This window comes from Paraburkholderia sp. GV068 (assembly GCF_003058125.1).
In the GTDB taxonomy this organism is placed as follows: Bacteria; Pseudomonadota; Gammaproteobacteria; order Burkholderiales; family Burkholderiaceae; genus Paraburkholderia; species Paraburkholderia graminis.
The window spans coordinates 625,169-640,507 of the sequence record NZ_QBUB01000001.1; the positions used below are offsets into that span (position 1 = coordinate 625,169).

General features: G+C 59.4%; 12 protein-coding genes and 1 pseudogene. 10 read left to right on the forward strand and 3 right to left on the reverse strand.

Annotation, left to right across the window (positions count from 1 at the left end; translation table 11 throughout):
• Positions 1 to 26: 26 nt before the first annotated feature.
• Entirely contained in the window at positions 27 to 992 is a 966-nt protein-coding gene (locus C8K18_RS02835; RefSeq protein WP_006051397.1) for an alpha/beta fold hydrolase, read from the forward strand.
• A gap of 228 nt (positions 993 to 1,220) precedes the next feature.
• Positions 1,221 to 1,952 carry a dienelactone hydrolase family protein gene (locus C8K18_RS02840; protein ID WP_258196046.1) on the forward strand — a complete coding sequence of 244 codons (732 nt, stop codon included), beginning with the start codon at positions 1,221 to 1,223 and terminating at the stop codon, positions 1,950 to 1,952.
• A 552-nt stretch (positions 1,953 to 2,504) separates the two neighbouring features.
• Here the strand turns inward: C8K18_RS02840 and C8K18_RS02845 are convergent.
• The gene (locus tag C8K18_RS02845) at positions 2,505 to 3,296 is read right to left on the reverse strand and encodes an alpha/beta fold hydrolase (protein WP_107706583.1); all 792 of its coding nucleotides are present in this window, start codon (positions 3,294 to 3,296) and stop codon (positions 2,505 to 2,507) included.
• A 352-nt stretch (positions 3,297 to 3,648) separates the two neighbouring features.
• On the opposite strand from C8K18_RS02845, the gene C8K18_RS02850 reads away from it, so the two are divergent.
• The 3 genes from C8K18_RS02850 (at position 3,649) to C8K18_RS02860 (ending at position 5,748) form a co-directional block, all read left to right on the forward strand.
• Positions 3,649 to 4,074, forward strand: coding sequence for a MarR family winged helix-turn-helix transcriptional regulator (locus C8K18_RS02850; protein WP_107706584.1), 426 nt, complete (start codon positions 3,649 to 3,651; stop codon positions 4,072 to 4,074).
• A 76-nt stretch (positions 4,075 to 4,150) separates the two neighbouring features.
• Positions 4,151 to 4,699, forward strand: a complete 549-nt coding sequence (locus tag C8K18_RS02855) for a nuclear transport factor 2 family protein (protein ID WP_107706585.1) — start codon at positions 4,151 to 4,153, stop codon at positions 4,697 to 4,699.
• 2 nt (positions 4,700 to 4,701) lie between these two features.
• Positions 4,702 to 5,748 carry an aldo/keto reductase gene (locus tag C8K18_RS02860; protein WP_107706586.1) on the forward strand — a complete coding sequence of 349 codons (1,047 nt, stop codon included), beginning with the start codon at positions 4,702 to 4,704 and terminating at the stop codon, positions 5,746 to 5,748.
• Positions 5,749 to 5,885: 137 nt separating this feature from the next.
• On the opposite strand, the pseudogene C8K18_RS34020 reads toward C8K18_RS02860, so the two are convergent.
• Positions 5,886 to 6,647: pseudogene (locus C8K18_RS34020) on the reverse strand (cupin domain-containing protein); the annotation flags it as partial.
• A 308-nt stretch (positions 6,648 to 6,955) separates the two neighbouring features.
• On the opposite strand from C8K18_RS34020, the gene C8K18_RS02875 reads away from it, so the two are divergent.
• The 5 genes from C8K18_RS02875 to C8K18_RS02895 all read left to right on the forward strand — a co-directional run bounded on the left by C8K18_RS02875 (position 6,956) and on the right by C8K18_RS02895 (position 14,660).
• On the forward strand, positions 6,956 to 8,089 hold the full coding sequence (locus tag C8K18_RS02875) for an efflux RND transporter periplasmic adaptor subunit (RefSeq protein ID WP_258196047.1): 1,134 nt from the start codon (positions 6,956 to 6,958) through the stop codon (positions 8,087 to 8,089).
• 14 nt (positions 8,090 to 8,103) lie between these two features.
• Complete coding sequence (locus C8K18_RS02880; protein WP_107706588.1) at positions 8,104 to 11,241, forward strand: efflux RND transporter permease subunit; 3,138 nt, start codon at positions 8,104 to 8,106, stop codon at positions 11,239 to 11,241.
• Positions 11,242 to 11,408: 167 nt separating this feature from the next.
• On the forward strand, positions 11,409 to 12,911 hold the full coding sequence (locus tag C8K18_RS02885) for an efflux transporter outer membrane subunit (RefSeq protein WP_165919796.1): 1,503 nt from the start codon (positions 11,409 to 11,411) through the stop codon (positions 12,909 to 12,911).
• 73 nt (positions 12,912 to 12,984) lie between these two features.
• Entirely contained in the window at positions 12,985 to 13,959 is a 975-nt protein-coding gene (locus C8K18_RS02890) for a LysR family transcriptional regulator (RefSeq protein ID WP_107706590.1), read from the forward strand.
• Between the two features lie 131 nt (positions 13,960 to 14,090).
• Positions 14,091 to 14,660: a TetR/AcrR family transcriptional regulator gene (locus C8K18_RS02895; protein WP_006051409.1), complete on the forward strand. Its 570-nt coding sequence runs from the start codon at positions 14,091 to 14,093 to the stop codon at positions 14,658 to 14,660.
• Between the two features lie 114 nt (positions 14,661 to 14,774).
• Here the strand turns inward: C8K18_RS02895 and C8K18_RS02900 are convergent, their stop codons facing one another.
• Entirely contained in the window at positions 14,775 to 15,314 is a 540-nt protein-coding gene (locus C8K18_RS02900; RefSeq protein WP_107706591.1) for a hypothetical protein, read from the reverse strand.
• Positions 15,315 to 15,339: the final 25 nt, after the last annotated feature.

Here is a 15,339-nt window from a genome sequence, read left to right on the forward strand (position 1 = left end):
AATGTGTTGAATTCAGGAGTACTGAAGTGAGAAAACCGATAAAAATCGCGACGGTCAAGGCGGGGGTGCTAGTACTTGCTACAGCTGCCGCTTTCGCAACTACGCCATCCAATGCGGCAGGGGAAGGGCAGAATCTGCGCGCCGTCTACACGCATCAGACAGCGCCGACGAGGTTTATCGATGTAAACGGTACGAAGCTCGCCTATCGCCGTTTCGGAAAACCCGGCAATGTGCCGCTGGTCTTTTTCCAGCACTTTGTGGGCAACATGGACAACTGGGACCCTGCGGTCATTGACGGTTTTGCTAAAAATCGAGAGGTAATTCTGTTCGACAACGCCGGCGTCGCCAGTTCAGAAGGAGAAGTTCCCAGCACCGTCGAGGGGATGGCACGGCATGCTATCGACCTGCTTCACGCACTCAACGTCAAAAGGGCTGATCTTCTCGGATTTTCTCTGGGAAGTCTCGTAGCACAGGAAGTTGCCGTTGAGCGCCCTGAAGTTGTTCGACATCTGGTGTTGGTGGGGAGCGGACCTCGCGGCGGGGCTGGAATGGCCACGCTTACGCCAGAGTTCCAGGAAATGATCAAGAAGGACAGCGGAAACAACGATCAACTGCTGCTTGATGTGTTCTTCACGCAATCAGACGCGAGTCGCGCTGCGGGACGTGAATTCCTCAATCGCCTTCATGCTCGTTCGCGCGATCGTGACCCGGACGTGAATGATAAGGTCGCACCGGCGCAGGTAGCGGCGTTCGCGGCATGGGGCGCGCCTCACGCTGATGCGGATGCATACCTGAAAAACATCAAGCAGCCTGTGCTCATCGTGGGCGGCAATCACGACATCGTTCATTATCCGGTGAATTCGTTCACCCTGGAGGAGAAGCTGCCGAACGCTCAGCTGATTCTGTACCCTGACTCGAGTCATGGGGCGCAGTATCAGTATCCCAAGCGCTTCGTGGCCGATGTCACGGCCTTTCTCGATCGCGAAGACTAGAACCTTCATGCAGCAGCCGGTGCTCGCTTATGTTCATCGTCTCATAGCTGCTAGCCACGGAGAAACCTCGCAGCGACAAGAGACGAGTTTTTCAACTCTCAGGCGCGGGGTTCCGTGGTCATAGGCGGTACACGGATGCCCTTTGCGACTCTGAAAGCCGGTTGACCACGCAATAAGCAGGCAGCCGCGCTTAACTTGAACTGTCGATAAATTATGGGAGGAAATCCGATGCGCAACGTGGGAACCATGGTCAGCTTTTGCCGTCCGGACGGTCAAGCCGTTGAGGGCTATCTTGCTAATCCGGCGAAGCTGGAAGGCGCGCCGGCAATCGTTGTGATCCAGGAGTGGTGGGGGCTTAACGCTCAGATCCGGGGCGTGGCGGACCGTCTGTCTCACGCGGGCTACATCGCGCTGGTGCCCGACCTCTACAGAGGAAAGTCTACAGTCGAGGAAGAAGAGGCTCACCACTACATGGATAGTCTGGACTTTGCTGACGCAATCTCTCAGGACGTTCGCGGCGCGGTTCAATACCTGAGTACGTACACGAGAAATATCGGTGTGACCGGGTTTTGCATGGGCGGCGCATTGACGCTTCTTGCCCTCAGCGCTGTCCCTGAATTTGCGGCTGGCGTTATATGGTATGGATTCCCGCCGCTGGATCGCCTGGACGCTTCTGGCATCAAAGCGCCCATCCAGGCGCACTGGGCCACACAGGATGCATTCTTTCCTGCCGCGGGTGTGGATGTGCTTGAGGAGAGGTTCGCCCGCAGTGAGGTCTCGGCGGAATTCCATCGCTATCTTGCACATCATGCGTTCGCCAATGAAACCGCCGTGGGCGATGGGCGCATATCAGGCACGCAATACGATCCGATTTGGGCGCAACTCGCGTGGGACCGCACACTGACGTTTTTTGGCCGCACCCTTTGGAAGGAGCCAGTCGTAGTGAGACGTACGTCATAACCCACTGCGGTATTTCATGGCGCGATGCGACGCAGCGGCGAAAGGCGCAACACGCGGTCCATCGCTGAATACGGTCTCGCTATGCTGCACGCCGTGGAGATTGGCAGGACGAAGACGTCGCTGCCCCTTCCTAAAATCTCTGCTTGGGGGTACATCACCCCGTCACCAGATCGCAACGCATTACGCTCGCTGTGACCGTCATTCCTTGTCGGCTAGAAACCGCGGACAAAGCGAAGAATCTCGAGGTTATGCTTTTCCGCGTCGCCGGCATGTTGATCCTGCTGGCCATCTACGTCGCTCCTGCTCACGCCAGTTTCATTAGGCGAAGCGCTGACGGGTGAGATCCGTTGCGTAGCTGATTGGCCGGATGTGGTTGCCATGCAAGCGGAAAATAGCAATGACGACAGAAGCGTCGCAGCTACCACGAATATTTTGCGTGTGATCATTTTAAGGTCGTCAGGAAAATGATATCTCTGTCACTGCGTGAGCTATTGCGCAAGAGGGCGGGCGCGGCGGGCGTTAGCCCCGCCGCGCTGATGCTTTCGAGACCAGTCAGAGCACGCCGGTGGCTCGTGCCGCGTCGAGAACTACCGCGGCCACTGCGGCAGGTTGAGACATCAGTGCTACATGGCTCGCGCCAGCAATCGACGTAATCTTCGCGCCGATCTGTTTAGCCTCGGCCTGCTGGAGCGCCGCGGGAATGATCTGGTCCTGGTCGCCATAGACCCACCACGACGGTTTGGACTTCCAGGCGGCCACAGACACCTTATCGGTAAGACAGCGCGCATTGAGCGGCCCCTGAGCCGTGGCGAGCACACTGGATGTGTCTTTCGGAAGGTCCGGTGCGAAACTGCTCAGGTAGGTGTCAGTGTTGAGCGTAAGGAATCCAGTTTCGTCGGATACCAGACCCGCCTGCCAGGCCGGCTTCGGAAAGGGACTCGTCAGATCCGAGATCGACTGATTGTCTGCGGGCGCGAATGCTGACACATAAACGAGACCTGCAACCTTGTTAATGCTGCCGGCTTGCGTAATGACGGCGCCGCCGTAGGAGTGTCCGACCAGGAGGACGGGGCCCTGCTGGGCATCGATGGCACGGGTGACGGTTGCGGCATCGTCGGCTAGCGACGTGCGGGGAAGCTGAACAGTCACTACTTTCAGGCCACGCGCCTGCAGTACGCGCGTGACTGATGACCAGCTAGACCCGTCGGCCCACGCCCCGTGTACGAGTACGACCGTGCCCGTGGTGCTTGCGGAAGAGCTGCCGCATGCCGCAACGGATGCGAGGGTGACGAGACCGAGCGATACGACAAGAGCAGCAAAGAGCCGCAGAATGTAAGACTTCATGTTAGGAACGTTAAGACGCCAAATGAGATTTCAATATCGCGCCCGTCTAGCGACAGGAAGTATCAGGACGAGCGCGACGCCAACACGAACGGTAACCGGGCTCAGGGGCGCCGCCTATTGCACGTCGTCCGGTTTCAATGACATTGCGTCCGAAAGATAAGAGAGAAGATTTTTCGATGGTCGATACGACCGTATCCGCCAGCCCGTTGCAATGTCGGCCGGCGAAGCGTGGGCGACGGAAAAGTCGGCCGATCTCTGAGGCGGCCCCTCACAAAAGCACCTCTTTGGCTGAGTCGTGAGCCGCTATCCCGAAGCATTGACAAATGTGTAATAGCACATGAGAATAAGAAACATGAAACCGCTCACTGGTCCCGATCTTTGTCACTGTCTGGCTGCACGTCGCGCTGCCAGGTACGTGTCGCGTATTTACGATAGCCATCTGTCAGGCGTGGGCATTTCGATCTCGCAATTTTCGATACTTGCGCTCGTTGAAGAGCATCCAGGAATCGCGGTTGCCGATCTGGCGGACCTGATGGTGATGGAGCGGACCACGTTGGTACGTGCACTCAGACCCCTGAGGGACGCAAACTGGTTGACGAGCGATGCGGAAGGTCCGAAAGCGGCACTGACGTTCACGCTGTCCGCTGCGGGCAAGGCGAAGCTGTCGGAGGCTGAGCCCTGCTGGCGAGCAGCGCAGGCGGAGTTCGAAGCTGGCGTCAGTCGCAAACAGGCGGCTGCACTGCGGGCAGGTCTGTTGACCGTCGTCTTTGCAGGCTGAAAATTTTTCGTTCATATGTGTAATTGCACATATTATCTGTCTCATTCCGATCAACGTCTTCTTTCAAGGACTTTGCATGACAGCCTTTCCTTCCGTTCCGCATGTGAGCACAGTCAGCGCCGAAGACCGGGCGAGCGCCGTCGACTTCGTCAATCGCGTCAACTGGTTCTTCGAGACATGGGACGTCGAAGCCATGATCGAGGCATTCCTGCCCGACGCCGTGGCGTACCACTTTCACGGAACGATTAATGGACACACCGAAATCCGGCGCTTCTTCGAGCATGACTATCCGTATCTGATACCTGGCGTGGGGCGTCATGCCACAAACCATATCGTCGATGAGGACGAAGACGGCGTGGTCGTGCGATATCAAAACCTGCTGGTCCGCTATGCCTCGCCCGAGGATGCGTCGAAACTCGGTGCGGGCCAGGTGATGCACAACGATACCGGGCTGCCCGCGATCTGGCTGTATTCGCCGATGCGTGACCGGCTGCGCAAGACGGCGGCGGGGTGGAGGATCTATGAGCGCTATATCGGCGGTTCGACCACCAGTCGTGTCCTCACGCCTGCCGACACATCGGCAGCTGCCGTGGCGCCGTATCTCCCGAAGCTTCAAGGGGTGTAATCGTGCGATATCGTGTCTTCGGTAAACATACGGGCCTGCGCGTGTCTGAGCTGGTTCTTGGTACAGCCAACTTCGGCGGCCGGTGGGGGTACGGATCAGATCTTGATGCCGCACGCGAGATCGTCGACCGATATGCGGACGCGGGTGGTAACTTTCTGGATTGCGCCGACGTGTATCAGTTCGGAGAATCCGAGGAGTTTCTCGGTAAGCTCCTCTCGGGCCGTCGCGATAACTTCGTGGTTGCGACCAAGTACACTCAGGCAGCGGCGCCCAACGCGGGCGCTTTGGCGACGGGCAATAGCCGGCTCGCGATGCGCCTGTCTGTTGAGGCGAGCCTCAAGCGTCTCAAGACCGATCGCATTGACCTCTACTGGGTGCACTTTTCCGATGGCATCACACCAACGGACGAGATCGTGCGAGGCCTGGACGACCTGGTGTGCAGCGGCAAGGTGCTCTATATCGGACTGTCCGACTTCCCTGCGTGGCGCGTTGCGCGGGCGGCAACGATCGCCGAGTTGCGTGGCTGGGCGCGAGTTGCCGGCTTGCAGTTCGAGCACAGCCTGGTCGAGCGCACAGCCGAGCACGAACTGATGCCGGCAGGCCAGGCACTTGGACTTGGGATGGTGGCGTGGTCGCCGCTCGGTGGTGGACTGCTTTCGGGCAAGTACCGTCGGGGCGAGAAAGGGCGCCTTGAAGCACTGGGCGGTGCCGTATTCCAGCAGGAAAATTCCGGCCAGCGTACGGCGATCGTCGATGCCACCCTCGCGGTTGCGACCGAGCTTGGGGTCACGCCATCCGAGGTGGCAGTAGCGTGGGTCTTGCTAAAGGGTTCGCTGCCGATCATTGGACCTCGGACGAGCGAACAGCTATCGGCATACCTTGGCGCTGCAAAGCTCACGCTTGCACAGCATCACGTCGAGCGGCTGGATGATGCCAGTGCATTGGCTCCGATCTTTCCGCAGTCAATGATTGACGCGCCTGCGTACCGGCAAGCTGCGGCCGGAGGCCAGTACGAGCGCATCGTCATGCCCGAAACGCCGGCTCCCTGACAATGTCCGCCGACGTTACCCTGTATGGCGCGAAGACGGGTAACTGTCTTCGTGTGGCGATTGCGCTGGAGGAACTCGCGATCGCTCATGAGCGCAGCGCCTGGCGACGGCTCGCTCGCTTCCAGCCGCACGAACCGCAGGATCGCGTGTTGCCATTCCGGTGTACCCGATGCGTCGGCCCGGAGATGAATGACGTCCGGGAGACCCGCGATCAATGAGCCGGCGGATGCGGATTCGAATACGAACGAGCCCGTCAGGACGCGAAAGGGCTTTTCGGCGAAGCTGCGACATTCATCGGGTCGCGAGGGTGATCCGGGCAGAGAGTCACGCGCATGGATTGCGGAGAGAACATGCGCACATCCCTTAGGTAGCAAAACAAGATCACCGGCGACTAACGTGGTCGTACCGATAGCGATCGCGTCGAGCCGGAAGGCGCCGTCCTGAATAAAGTGAAAGCGGGCGCGTCCAGCATCAAAGGGCTTGCGTTGCGCCTCGACCGTCTCGTATATCTCGATTGATTCGCCTCGTAGCCGTATCAGATCGAGAACGTCGGAAAGCACATCTTGCCGGGACAGCCTGTGTGCACGCGATTCGCGCTCATAAATGGATCGCCTCATCGCGTCGTCGCCGATCATGTCTTGCGCCTCAAAAAAAAAGCGCACTTCAGGGAACGTGCGCCGCGACAAAAGAAGGACCGGTATGGAGGAGCGCTCCTTCATGCCGCAAAAAGAACAAACGCAATCACCTGCCATGGCACGCGAAAGCGATTCCACGCGCACAGTAGTTAAAAGCGTGCACAGCATAGCGGATCCAGTTGTTCGCATAAATCCGTCGATGATGAATACACATGCTGCCAGGCGCGAACAATCGGGCGAAGCGTTGCTGGTTCTGAGATGCATCGGTTGAGGGCCGGTAGAGCTACTGGTTAGCGCCTTGAAAAGTCTTGACGTATTAGATTTCACATGTAATCTAACGCCAGTTAGAAGTTGTGCAAAATCTAAATAGCCGCGTTGTCCGGTCCGCGCAATCAGTTGGTGCGCCGATTGGTCGAGACGCCGTTTCGCGACGAGGCGAACGACAACACTTTTCGAGGTGATCGAAGTTGGATACGAAAACAAGGCTGGAAGACGGCAGAACAGTTCGTCGTGCGCGATATGGCACGGTGGGCCGACGCGCCAGAACCTGGGCTGCCGCAGCCGCTGTGATCATGGCAAGCGGGGGCGCGTGGTTTCTCTACTCGCATGATGGCGGTGATAGCGTCGCCAATGCTCGACCCGTGCCGCCCCATGAGGTAACGATCAGCCGGCCGCTGGTACGCGACCTCGACACCCGACTTGGATTTCTTGGGCAGTTCTCGGCCGTCGATCAGGTGGAACTGCGCGCACAGGTAGGCGGTACGCTCACGGGTATTCACTTCAGGGACGGCGACATCGTTCACAAGGGCGATCTGCTGTTCACCATCGATCCCGTGCCGTATGAGATTCGGCTCGCGCAGGCGACTGCCTTGCGGCGCACCGCTGAGGCGCGCCTCGTTCTGGCAAAGCAGGAGTTGGCGCGCGCACGGGAGCTTGAGCGCAATGATGCTGGCACGACGCAGAACGTCGAGCAGCGCACGTCCGAACTGAATGCTGCGCAAGCCGCACTCGACGATGCTGCGGCGCAGATCCGCGACGCCCGCTTCGATCTGGATCGCTGCCGCATCACGGCGCCGTTTACCGGCCGCATTGGCAGGCATCTTGTTTCCACCGGTAACCTTATTGCAGGCAGCCGTGGCGCAACGAGTCCGACGACGTTGCTCGCGACGCTCGTCTCGCTCGATCCGGTCTACCTCGACTTCGATATGAGCGAGGCGGACTTCCAGTCGTTTTCGCAGTATCGCGGCGACGCCAAAGGGCCGATTGCAAATCGCGTCGAACTGGCGGCGGGCAATTCGACGACCTACACACGGCAAGGCACGCTTGATTTCATCGACAACGTGCTGGACCGTTCCAGCGGCACGATCCACGCCCGAGCGACGGTGTCCAATGCCGACCTGCGCTTTACACCTGGCGAGTTCTCGCGCGTGCGTCTCGCGGTGGCGCATCCCGCACCGACGCTGCTCGTGCCGGACGCATCCGTTTTACCCGACCAGTCCGAGTACCTCGTGATGACGGTTAGCACCGACGGAACGGTTGTGGCAAAGCATGTCGAGGTCGGTGAGATACGCGGGGGATTGCGTGTGATCCGCTCGGGCCTGTCTCGGGACGATCGCGTGATCGTCGACGGTTTGCCCTTTGCGGCGCCCGGAACGAAAGTGGCGACGCGCGATGGTGCGATCCGCTATGAGCCTAAACAGAACTAGCGGACAGTGAAGCCATGCGTATTGCCCATTTCTTTATCGACAGGCCGCGCTTCGCGACGGTGGTCAGTGCCTTTCTGACGCTAATTGGCCTGGGCGCGATGTTCGTGCTTCCCGTCGCCCAGTACCCGGAGATCGTTCCCCCGACTGTGCAGGTGACGACATCCTATCCGGGCGCGTCGGCCGAAACGATTGCGCGAACAGTGGCCACGCCGCTTGAGCAGCAGATCAACGGCGTCGAGAACATGCTCTACATGAGCAGCCAGTCCACGGGAGACGGCCGGTTGACGGTCACGGTTACGTTTCGTATCGGCACCGACCTGAACGTCGCGCAGATGCTCACACAGAATCGGGTTCAGGATGCACTACCGCGCCTGCCCGAAGACGTCCGGCGCCTTGGCGTTCAGGTGAGGAAGTCGACACCTAGCATATTGCTGGCTGTTCACCTGTACTCACCTGACAGAACGCGCGACACACTTTATCTCTCGAACTACGCGACGTTGCACGTGAAGGACACGCTAGCGCGTCTGCAAGGCGTCGGCGATGTGCAGTTCCAGGGTGCCCGTGAGTACGCAATGCGTATCTGGATCGACCCCGACAAGGTCGCAGCCAACAATCTGAACGCGAGTGAAGTGCTCACAGCACTACGCGCACAGAACCTGCAGGTATCGGCTGGTGTCCTGAACCAGCCGCCCACGGCGGGCAGCGACGCGTACCAGATAAACGTAGAGGCGCTCGGCCGGCTGTCCACGCCACAGCAATTTTCCGACGTCGTCGTCAAGTCCGACGCACAGGGTCGCGTGACGCGGATACGCGATATTGGCCGGGTCGAAGTCGGCGCCGCAGACTACGGCTCAACCGCTTTCATGGACCGTGACAACGCTTCGACGTTGCTCATCTACGCGGAGCCCGGTGCGAACTCGCTTGCAGTCGAGCAGCAGGTTTTGTCCGCGATGCGCGGGCTAAAGAATGAGTTCCCCGCAGGAATGGACTACAAGATCATCTACGACCCGACCATCTTTATCGGCAAATCGGTCGACGAGGTGATTGTCACCATATTCGTCGCAATCCTGCTGGTTGTTGGCGTCGTCTTTCTTTTCCTGCAGAACTGGAGGGCCACGATTATCCCCGTCGTTGCAATTCCGGTCTCCCTGCTTGGGTCGTTCATCGTACTCGCCACGTTCGGAATATCGCTAAACAACCTGTCTTTGTTTGGCCTCGTGCTGGCGGTCGGCATTGTCGTTGATGATGCGATCGTCGTAGTCGAGAACGTCGAGCGCAACATGCGCTCTGGCATGTCGCCGGTAGAGGCGGCCCACCGGACGATGGACGAAGTGGGCGGGGCACTGCTGTCGATTGCGTTGACGCTATGTGCGGTCTTCATCCCGTCCGCCTTCCTTAGCGGGATTTCGGGGCTGTTCTTTCGCCAGTTTGCGGTGACGATCGCAGCATCGACTGTCATATCCTGCTTTGTGTCGCTTACGCTGAGTCCCGCCCTCTGCGCGGTGCTCTTCAAGTCGCATGAGCCGCATATCGCGTCGCACAGGGGCCTCGCGCAGCGTCTGCTACATGCGGGCTTCGATCGCTTTAACAGGGGCTTTGACAGACTGTCGTTCGGGTACGGAAACCTCACACGTCGTATCGTTCGTGGACTCACCGTCGTTCTCGCAATATACGTCGTGCTGATTGGCATTACGGGTCTTGAATTCTCGCGTACGCCAACCGGCTTTATTCCGGAGCAGGATCAGGGTTATCTGATTACCGTGGTTCAACTTCCGCCGGGCGCGGCACTCGACCGTACCGAGAAAGTGGTCCGAAATGCCATTGACATTATCCTGACGACGCGCGGAATTGAACACGTTGCCCCATTTGTTGGGCTTGACGCAACAACGTTGACCGTGGCGTCGAACTCGGGAACGATTTTTTCGGGGTTGCCGTCGCTGTACAACCACGAGATTCCGGGAGTGACCGCGAACACGGTACTGGCCGACCTGCGCAAACGCCTTTCCGTCATCAAGGACGCTTATGTGCTGACCATTCCGCCGCCTCCTGTGCAGGGTCTTGGCAATTCGGGCGGGTTCAAGATGATGCTGGAGGACCGCGCGGGACTTGGGTCGGAGGCGCTTGTGCATGCGGCGAATGCCCTTGTTGCTGCGGCCAACAGGGATCCCAGTTTTGCCGGAGTCTTTACCCTGTTCAATGCGGGGTCGCCATCGGTTTTCGCGAATATTGATCGTGTAAAGGCCGAAAAGGTCGGGCTCACACCCACGGATGTGTTTTCCGCACTGCAGGTCTATCTGGGTTCACAGTACGTGAACGACTTCAACTACCTTGGCAGAACTTATCAGGTCATTGTTCAGGCTGACGGGCAATTCCGGCATACGCCTCAGGACATTACCCGTCTAAAAGCGCGAAACCAGTTCGGAGAGATGGTGCCGGTCGGCACAGTGGCGCAAATGGAGAACCGTACGATTCCCTATCGTGTGCCTCGCTACAACTTGTATCCTGCCGCGGAAGTTCAGGGCGTCGCAGCGCCCGGCATCGCCACCGGTACAGCACTCCATCGCATGGAAGAGCTTGCCCATCAGGTGCTGCCGCAGGGTATCAGCTTCGAATGGACGGACCTGGCTTACCAGCAGCAGCAACACGGCACGCCGACGCTCCTGGTATTCGGAGCAGCTGCGCTCTTCGTGTTTCTCGTTCTCGTCGCGCAGTATGAGAGCTGGAAGCTACCGCTTGCGATCGTCCTGATCGTACCGATGTGTATTCTCGCGTCGGTCACTGGCCTGATCGCTCGCGGCATGCCCATCGATATCCTGGCGCAGATCGGCTTCGTCGTTCTCGTCGGACTGGCTGCGAAGAATGCCATCCTGATAGTCGAATTTGCGCGTCAGAAGGAGGACGAGGGGACCGCACCGGTTGACGCCGCGGTGCACGCTGCACGCACACGCCTGCGTCCTATCCTGATGACGTCTTTTGCCTTCATCCTCGGAGTGGCGCCGCTCGCGGTCGCCACAGGAGCAGGCGCTGAAATGCGCCAGTCGCTGGGAACGGCGGTGCTGTTCGGCATGCTGGGTGTGACTTGCTTCGGACTTCTGTTCACTCCTGCCTTTTATGTTTTCATCCGCAAATTTGGCCGTAAGGAGCGCACATGATCTTCACTACTGCCGTTGCTCGCGGACTAATGTGTGTTTCAGGTTCGCATAGTGAAGCTGGCAATCTTCGACACGAGCCGCATGACGGCGCCCCATATCTGCCCGAGATCAGCGGAGCGAAACCGGCGTGCCGGCGGCAGGCGGCTGAAGACGGACGTCACACGGTCATGCGCCGGCCTTCAACGAGCCTGCTCCGTGTTATATGCGTGGGCGTAGCAATCGCGACGGGCCTGGGGGCTTGTGCGGTGGGGCCAGATTATGCGGCGCCCACTACGCAGCTTGTGCCGTTCCATAACCGGGTTGAGACAAGCACCCAGCAAGCGGCCAGACCGTCTCCGCACCTCGACACCTGGTGGACCGGATTTGATGATCCAATGCTCGTAACCGTCGTTCAGCGTGCTCTTGCGCAGAACCTGGACCTTGCGGCGGCGTTTGCCCGCGTTCAGCAGGCGCGGGCGGTCGCAGCGGGGGCGGGCGCGCAGCTTCTGCCAACGCTCGATTTCGACGCGACGGGAACCGCCGAGCATCAGAGCCTGTTAAGTCCGGTCGGCACCATCGCGAAAACGTTTCCTGGCTACAGTCGCGACCAGCGCGAATACAACGTTGGGGCTACCGCGAGCTGGGAAATCGATCTGGCCGGCGGACTGCGCCGCAGCGCCGCTGCGGCGCGTGACGAAGTGCAGGCGGCCGAGGCTGAGCAACTCGGCACGCGGATTACGGTGGCCGCCGACGCCGCCGATGCATACCTGCAGGTCAGAGGGTTCCAGACGCGGCTTGCGGTGGCGCAGGATCAGATTGACACCGACGGACGCCTTCTTGAGCTTGTCCGGGTGCGGCGTCGCGCTGGCGCGGCGGACGAGAGGGAGATTGCCCAGGCCGAGGCGCTGCTAAAACAGGCAAGGTCCACTGTACCTATCCTGCGCACGTCGCTTGAGGCGCAACTAAACCGCCTGGATGTGCTGATGGGTGCGCAGCCGGGAACGTACGCGCATGAACTGTCCGTCTCCTCCACCATCCCCGCGATCCCGAAGATTGACGATAACGACCAGCCACTGGACGTCTTGAGGCGTAGACCTGACATCATCGCGGCGGAGCGGCGAGTGGCCGCTTCAAGTGAGCGGATCGGCGCGGCAATCTCGGGCTATTACCCGAAGATCTCCCTGTCTGGCGCGCTTGGCTTTGACAGCGTGAGCACCAATCACCTCTTTACCGCGGCAGCGTTTCAGCCGGTCGGTACGGGGGCGCTTCGGTGGCGTCTGTTTGACTTCGGGAAGGTGGATGCGGAGGTTAAGCAGGCGCGAGGCGCGAACGCAGAGGCGCTTGCACTGTATCGCCAGGCGGTGCTCAAGGCCGCTGAGGATGTTGAGAACGCGTTCACAGCGCTTTCCCAGACAGAGGCTCGACGGCAGGAGTTGCAGGATGAAGTGGCATCACTGACGCGCGCCCGCGACTTGTCCGAACGCGCCTACAGAGCAGGGGCCATAACCCTCACAGATGTGCTGGACGCGGACCGTCAACTCCTCGTCGCGCGTGACGATCTGGACAGCTCACGCGCGGACGCGGCGCGCGCCGCGGTCGGGGCATTTCGTGCGCTGGGCGGCGGCTGGGACATCTCCCCGGACGCCCGCGTGGCAACGAATAGTTCTCCACCGGCGGTTCCGGTCAGGTGAGATGCCTGGGCCGTTGCCTTGTTTCCTTCGTGAGCCGGGTGGTTGTCTGATACGGCGTCGACTTGGAGACGATATGGACCGGTTTCAGTCAATGCAGGTGTTCGCCAGGGTGGTCGAGCTGAACAGCTTTTCCCGTGCGGCGGACGCGCTCCGTCTTCCGCGTTCGACGGTGTCTGTTGTGGTCAGGAAGCTGGAAGCACATCTGCGGGTTCGTCTGATGCAGCGGACGACCCGACACCTTAGTCTTACTTCGGAAGGAGCGGAGTACTACAGGCATTGCATACGTATCCTGGCCGAGATCAGGGAGTCCGAAGAGATGCTTGCTAGCGCTCGGAACGGACCGCGAGGTCGGCTTTCCGTGCAGATCGCGACGGCGCTTGGAAGAATTGTCGTCTTGCCAGCCATCGACGACTTTCACAAACGGTTCCCCGATCTCGAGCTGATGATCGGTCTGGATGATCAGCCCATTCACTCGAGCGATGAGAACCTCGACTGTACAATCCGTATGGGGGAGCCTGACGACCCAGGCGTCATTCAGCGCCGGCTGTGTGATCTGGAGATAGTGACCGCTGGCAGCCCCGACTACCTTGTCCGTTACGGCGAACCTCAACGCGTGGAGGATATTCCGCAACATCTTGCAGTGCACTGCCTCTCACACGCTACCGGAAGAGTCGCGAACTTCATGTTTGACATCAACGGTGATGCGGTCGAGGTCGGCTTGCCGGCTGCGCTTTCAATCAGCGACGCGGAGAGCTGTGCAATATGCAGCGCTAACGGCATGGGACTAATTCAGGCTCCCCGGTTCATACTTGCGCCATACCTGAACTCGGGCGCACTCGTCGAAGTGCTGTCTCAGTGGCAGCCAGGGCCGATGCCGGTTGCAGCCGTGTTTCCGCACCGCCGGCAGATCGCCCTTAAGGCACGCGTCTTTGTGGAGTGGGCGGCGGAGCTATTGGAAAAAAGCCCTTTATTTCTGGGTAACCTCGATCTTGGTAATCCGTCTTCGAGTGGCTATCGCGTCGACGCAGAGGCGCCTTTGATCGACTGATGGCCCCGCCGGTGGTGGACCCGAAAGGCGCGACGATTCGCGTCACTCCCTACGCAATGAGTGCATCTCCGACTTGCACCGGCAAGCTGGATGTTATATCAAATCTAAATTAACGAAAGATCATCGAGGTCATGAGAAAATCCAGACAGGAGGCGGCCGAGACCCGCCAACGCATCGTCGAGGCGGCGTCCAGCCGGTTTCGGGAAAACGGCATAGACGGGACTGCCGTCGCCGATCTTATGTCGCAGGCGGGCCTGACGCACGGCGGATTCTACAAACATTTCACATCGAAGGAACACGTAGTACTGGAGTCGCTACAACTCGCCGCTGGGTCGCTGCGCGAATCGATGGAAGCGTCGCTGTCGCGTTCGACCGACGTCCGAGGTCTGAATGCGGCAATCAACGACTATCTTTCTTTGGAGCATCGGGACGATCCTGGCAGCGGCTGTCCCTTCGTCGCACTTGCAGGCGAGTTGGCACGCTCCAGCGACGAGGTGCGCGACGCGGCCACCGAGGGCGTCGTGAACCTTGTCAACCTCATCGCAAGCCGTCTCACCGAACTGCCACCCGCTGCGGCAAGGAAGAAGGCGCTTGTCATGCTATCAACCATGATGGGCGCACTTACGATGGCGCGTATGGTGAACGACGAGCAACTGTCGTCGTCCATCCTCCGGGAGGCCAAGAAAGCGCTGCTGCCATGACCTTCGTGGCAGCAGCGATGTTTATGACAGGCGGCGGCCAACTTGATCGGCAATGAGGACCTGGATCAGCGGTGAGTTGTGCTATTTCGCGAGTTCGGACTAAATCGCGGCGGGTCAGGGCGACGGCACTGGCAAGATGATTTCCGACGCGATTTTCCATTGACCATCCAGATTCAGCCATTGAATGATCATGATAAACGGACGCGGAGATGGATCCTGGCCGCCGTAGCTGACGGCGATTTTCATCGGCGCATACGTCTGTGCGACTGTTGAAGAAATACCCACCACCTTTAGTTTTGCCCAGTCGGGAAACAGTGTGAGTGTGCCGGCAGCGTAGATATCCTGAAGCTTGTGCGCCACTGATTCAGATCCCCAAAAGCCGGCCCAACTTCCCTCTGCGGGATCGACGCTTTTTGCGACCAGCAGCGCTGACGGTGAGTCCCAGAACATCTTCTCTATGGCTGCAGCGTCGTGACGGTTTGCCGCCAATGTCAATTGCCGGAAGCGGTTCTTCACATCTTCAAGCGATCCATCGGGCAAAGGGTGCGCGGAGTCAAGATTCACAGGAGCCACATCCGTTTGTGCGCCGTACGTTGCACCTGCAGACATCAACGCACCGGCGAGCGCGGCCACGGCGAGGTAATTTTTTTTCATAAATAATCCTGGGGATTGCGATCCT

What these genes read in the sequence shown, in the direction of transcription:
- C8K18_RS02890 (WP_107706590.1), top strand. Translation starts at nt 12,985, where the DNA reads ATGGACCGGTTTCAGTCAATGCAGGTGTTCGCCAGGGTGGTCGAGCTG.
- C8K18_RS02845 (WP_107706583.1), bottom strand. Translation starts at nt 3,296, where the DNA reads ATGAAGTCTTACATTCTGCGGCTCTTTGCTGCTCTTGTCGTATCGCTC.
- C8K18_RS02850 (WP_107706584.1), top strand. Translation starts at nt 3,649, where the DNA reads ATGAAACCGCTCACTGGTCCCGATCTTTGTCACTGTCTGGCTGCACGT.
- C8K18_RS02900 (WP_107706591.1), bottom strand. Translation starts at nt 15,314, where the DNA reads ATGAAAAAAAATTACCTCGCCGTGGCCGCGCTCGCCGGTGCGTTGATG.
- C8K18_RS02855 (WP_107706585.1), top strand. Translation starts at nt 4,151, where the DNA reads ATGACAGCCTTTCCTTCCGTTCCGCATGTGAGCACAGTCAGCGCCGAA.
- C8K18_RS02840 (WP_258196046.1), top strand. Translation starts at nt 1,221, where the DNA reads ATGCGCAACGTGGGAACCATGGTCAGCTTTTGCCGTCCGGACGGTCAA.
- C8K18_RS02880 (WP_107706588.1), top strand. Translation starts at nt 8,104, where the DNA reads ATGCGTATTGCCCATTTCTTTATCGACAGGCCGCGCTTCGCGACGGTG.
- C8K18_RS02885 (WP_165919796.1), top strand. Translation starts at nt 11,409, where the DNA reads ATGCGCCGGCCTTCAACGAGCCTGCTCCGTGTTATATGCGTGGGCGTA.
- C8K18_RS02895 (WP_006051409.1), top strand. Translation starts at nt 14,091, where the DNA reads ATGAGAAAATCCAGACAGGAGGCGGCCGAGACCCGCCAACGCATCGTC.
- C8K18_RS02875 (WP_258196047.1), top strand. Translation starts at nt 6,956, where the DNA reads ATGGCAAGCGGGGGCGCGTGGTTTCTCTACTCGCATGATGGCGGTGAT.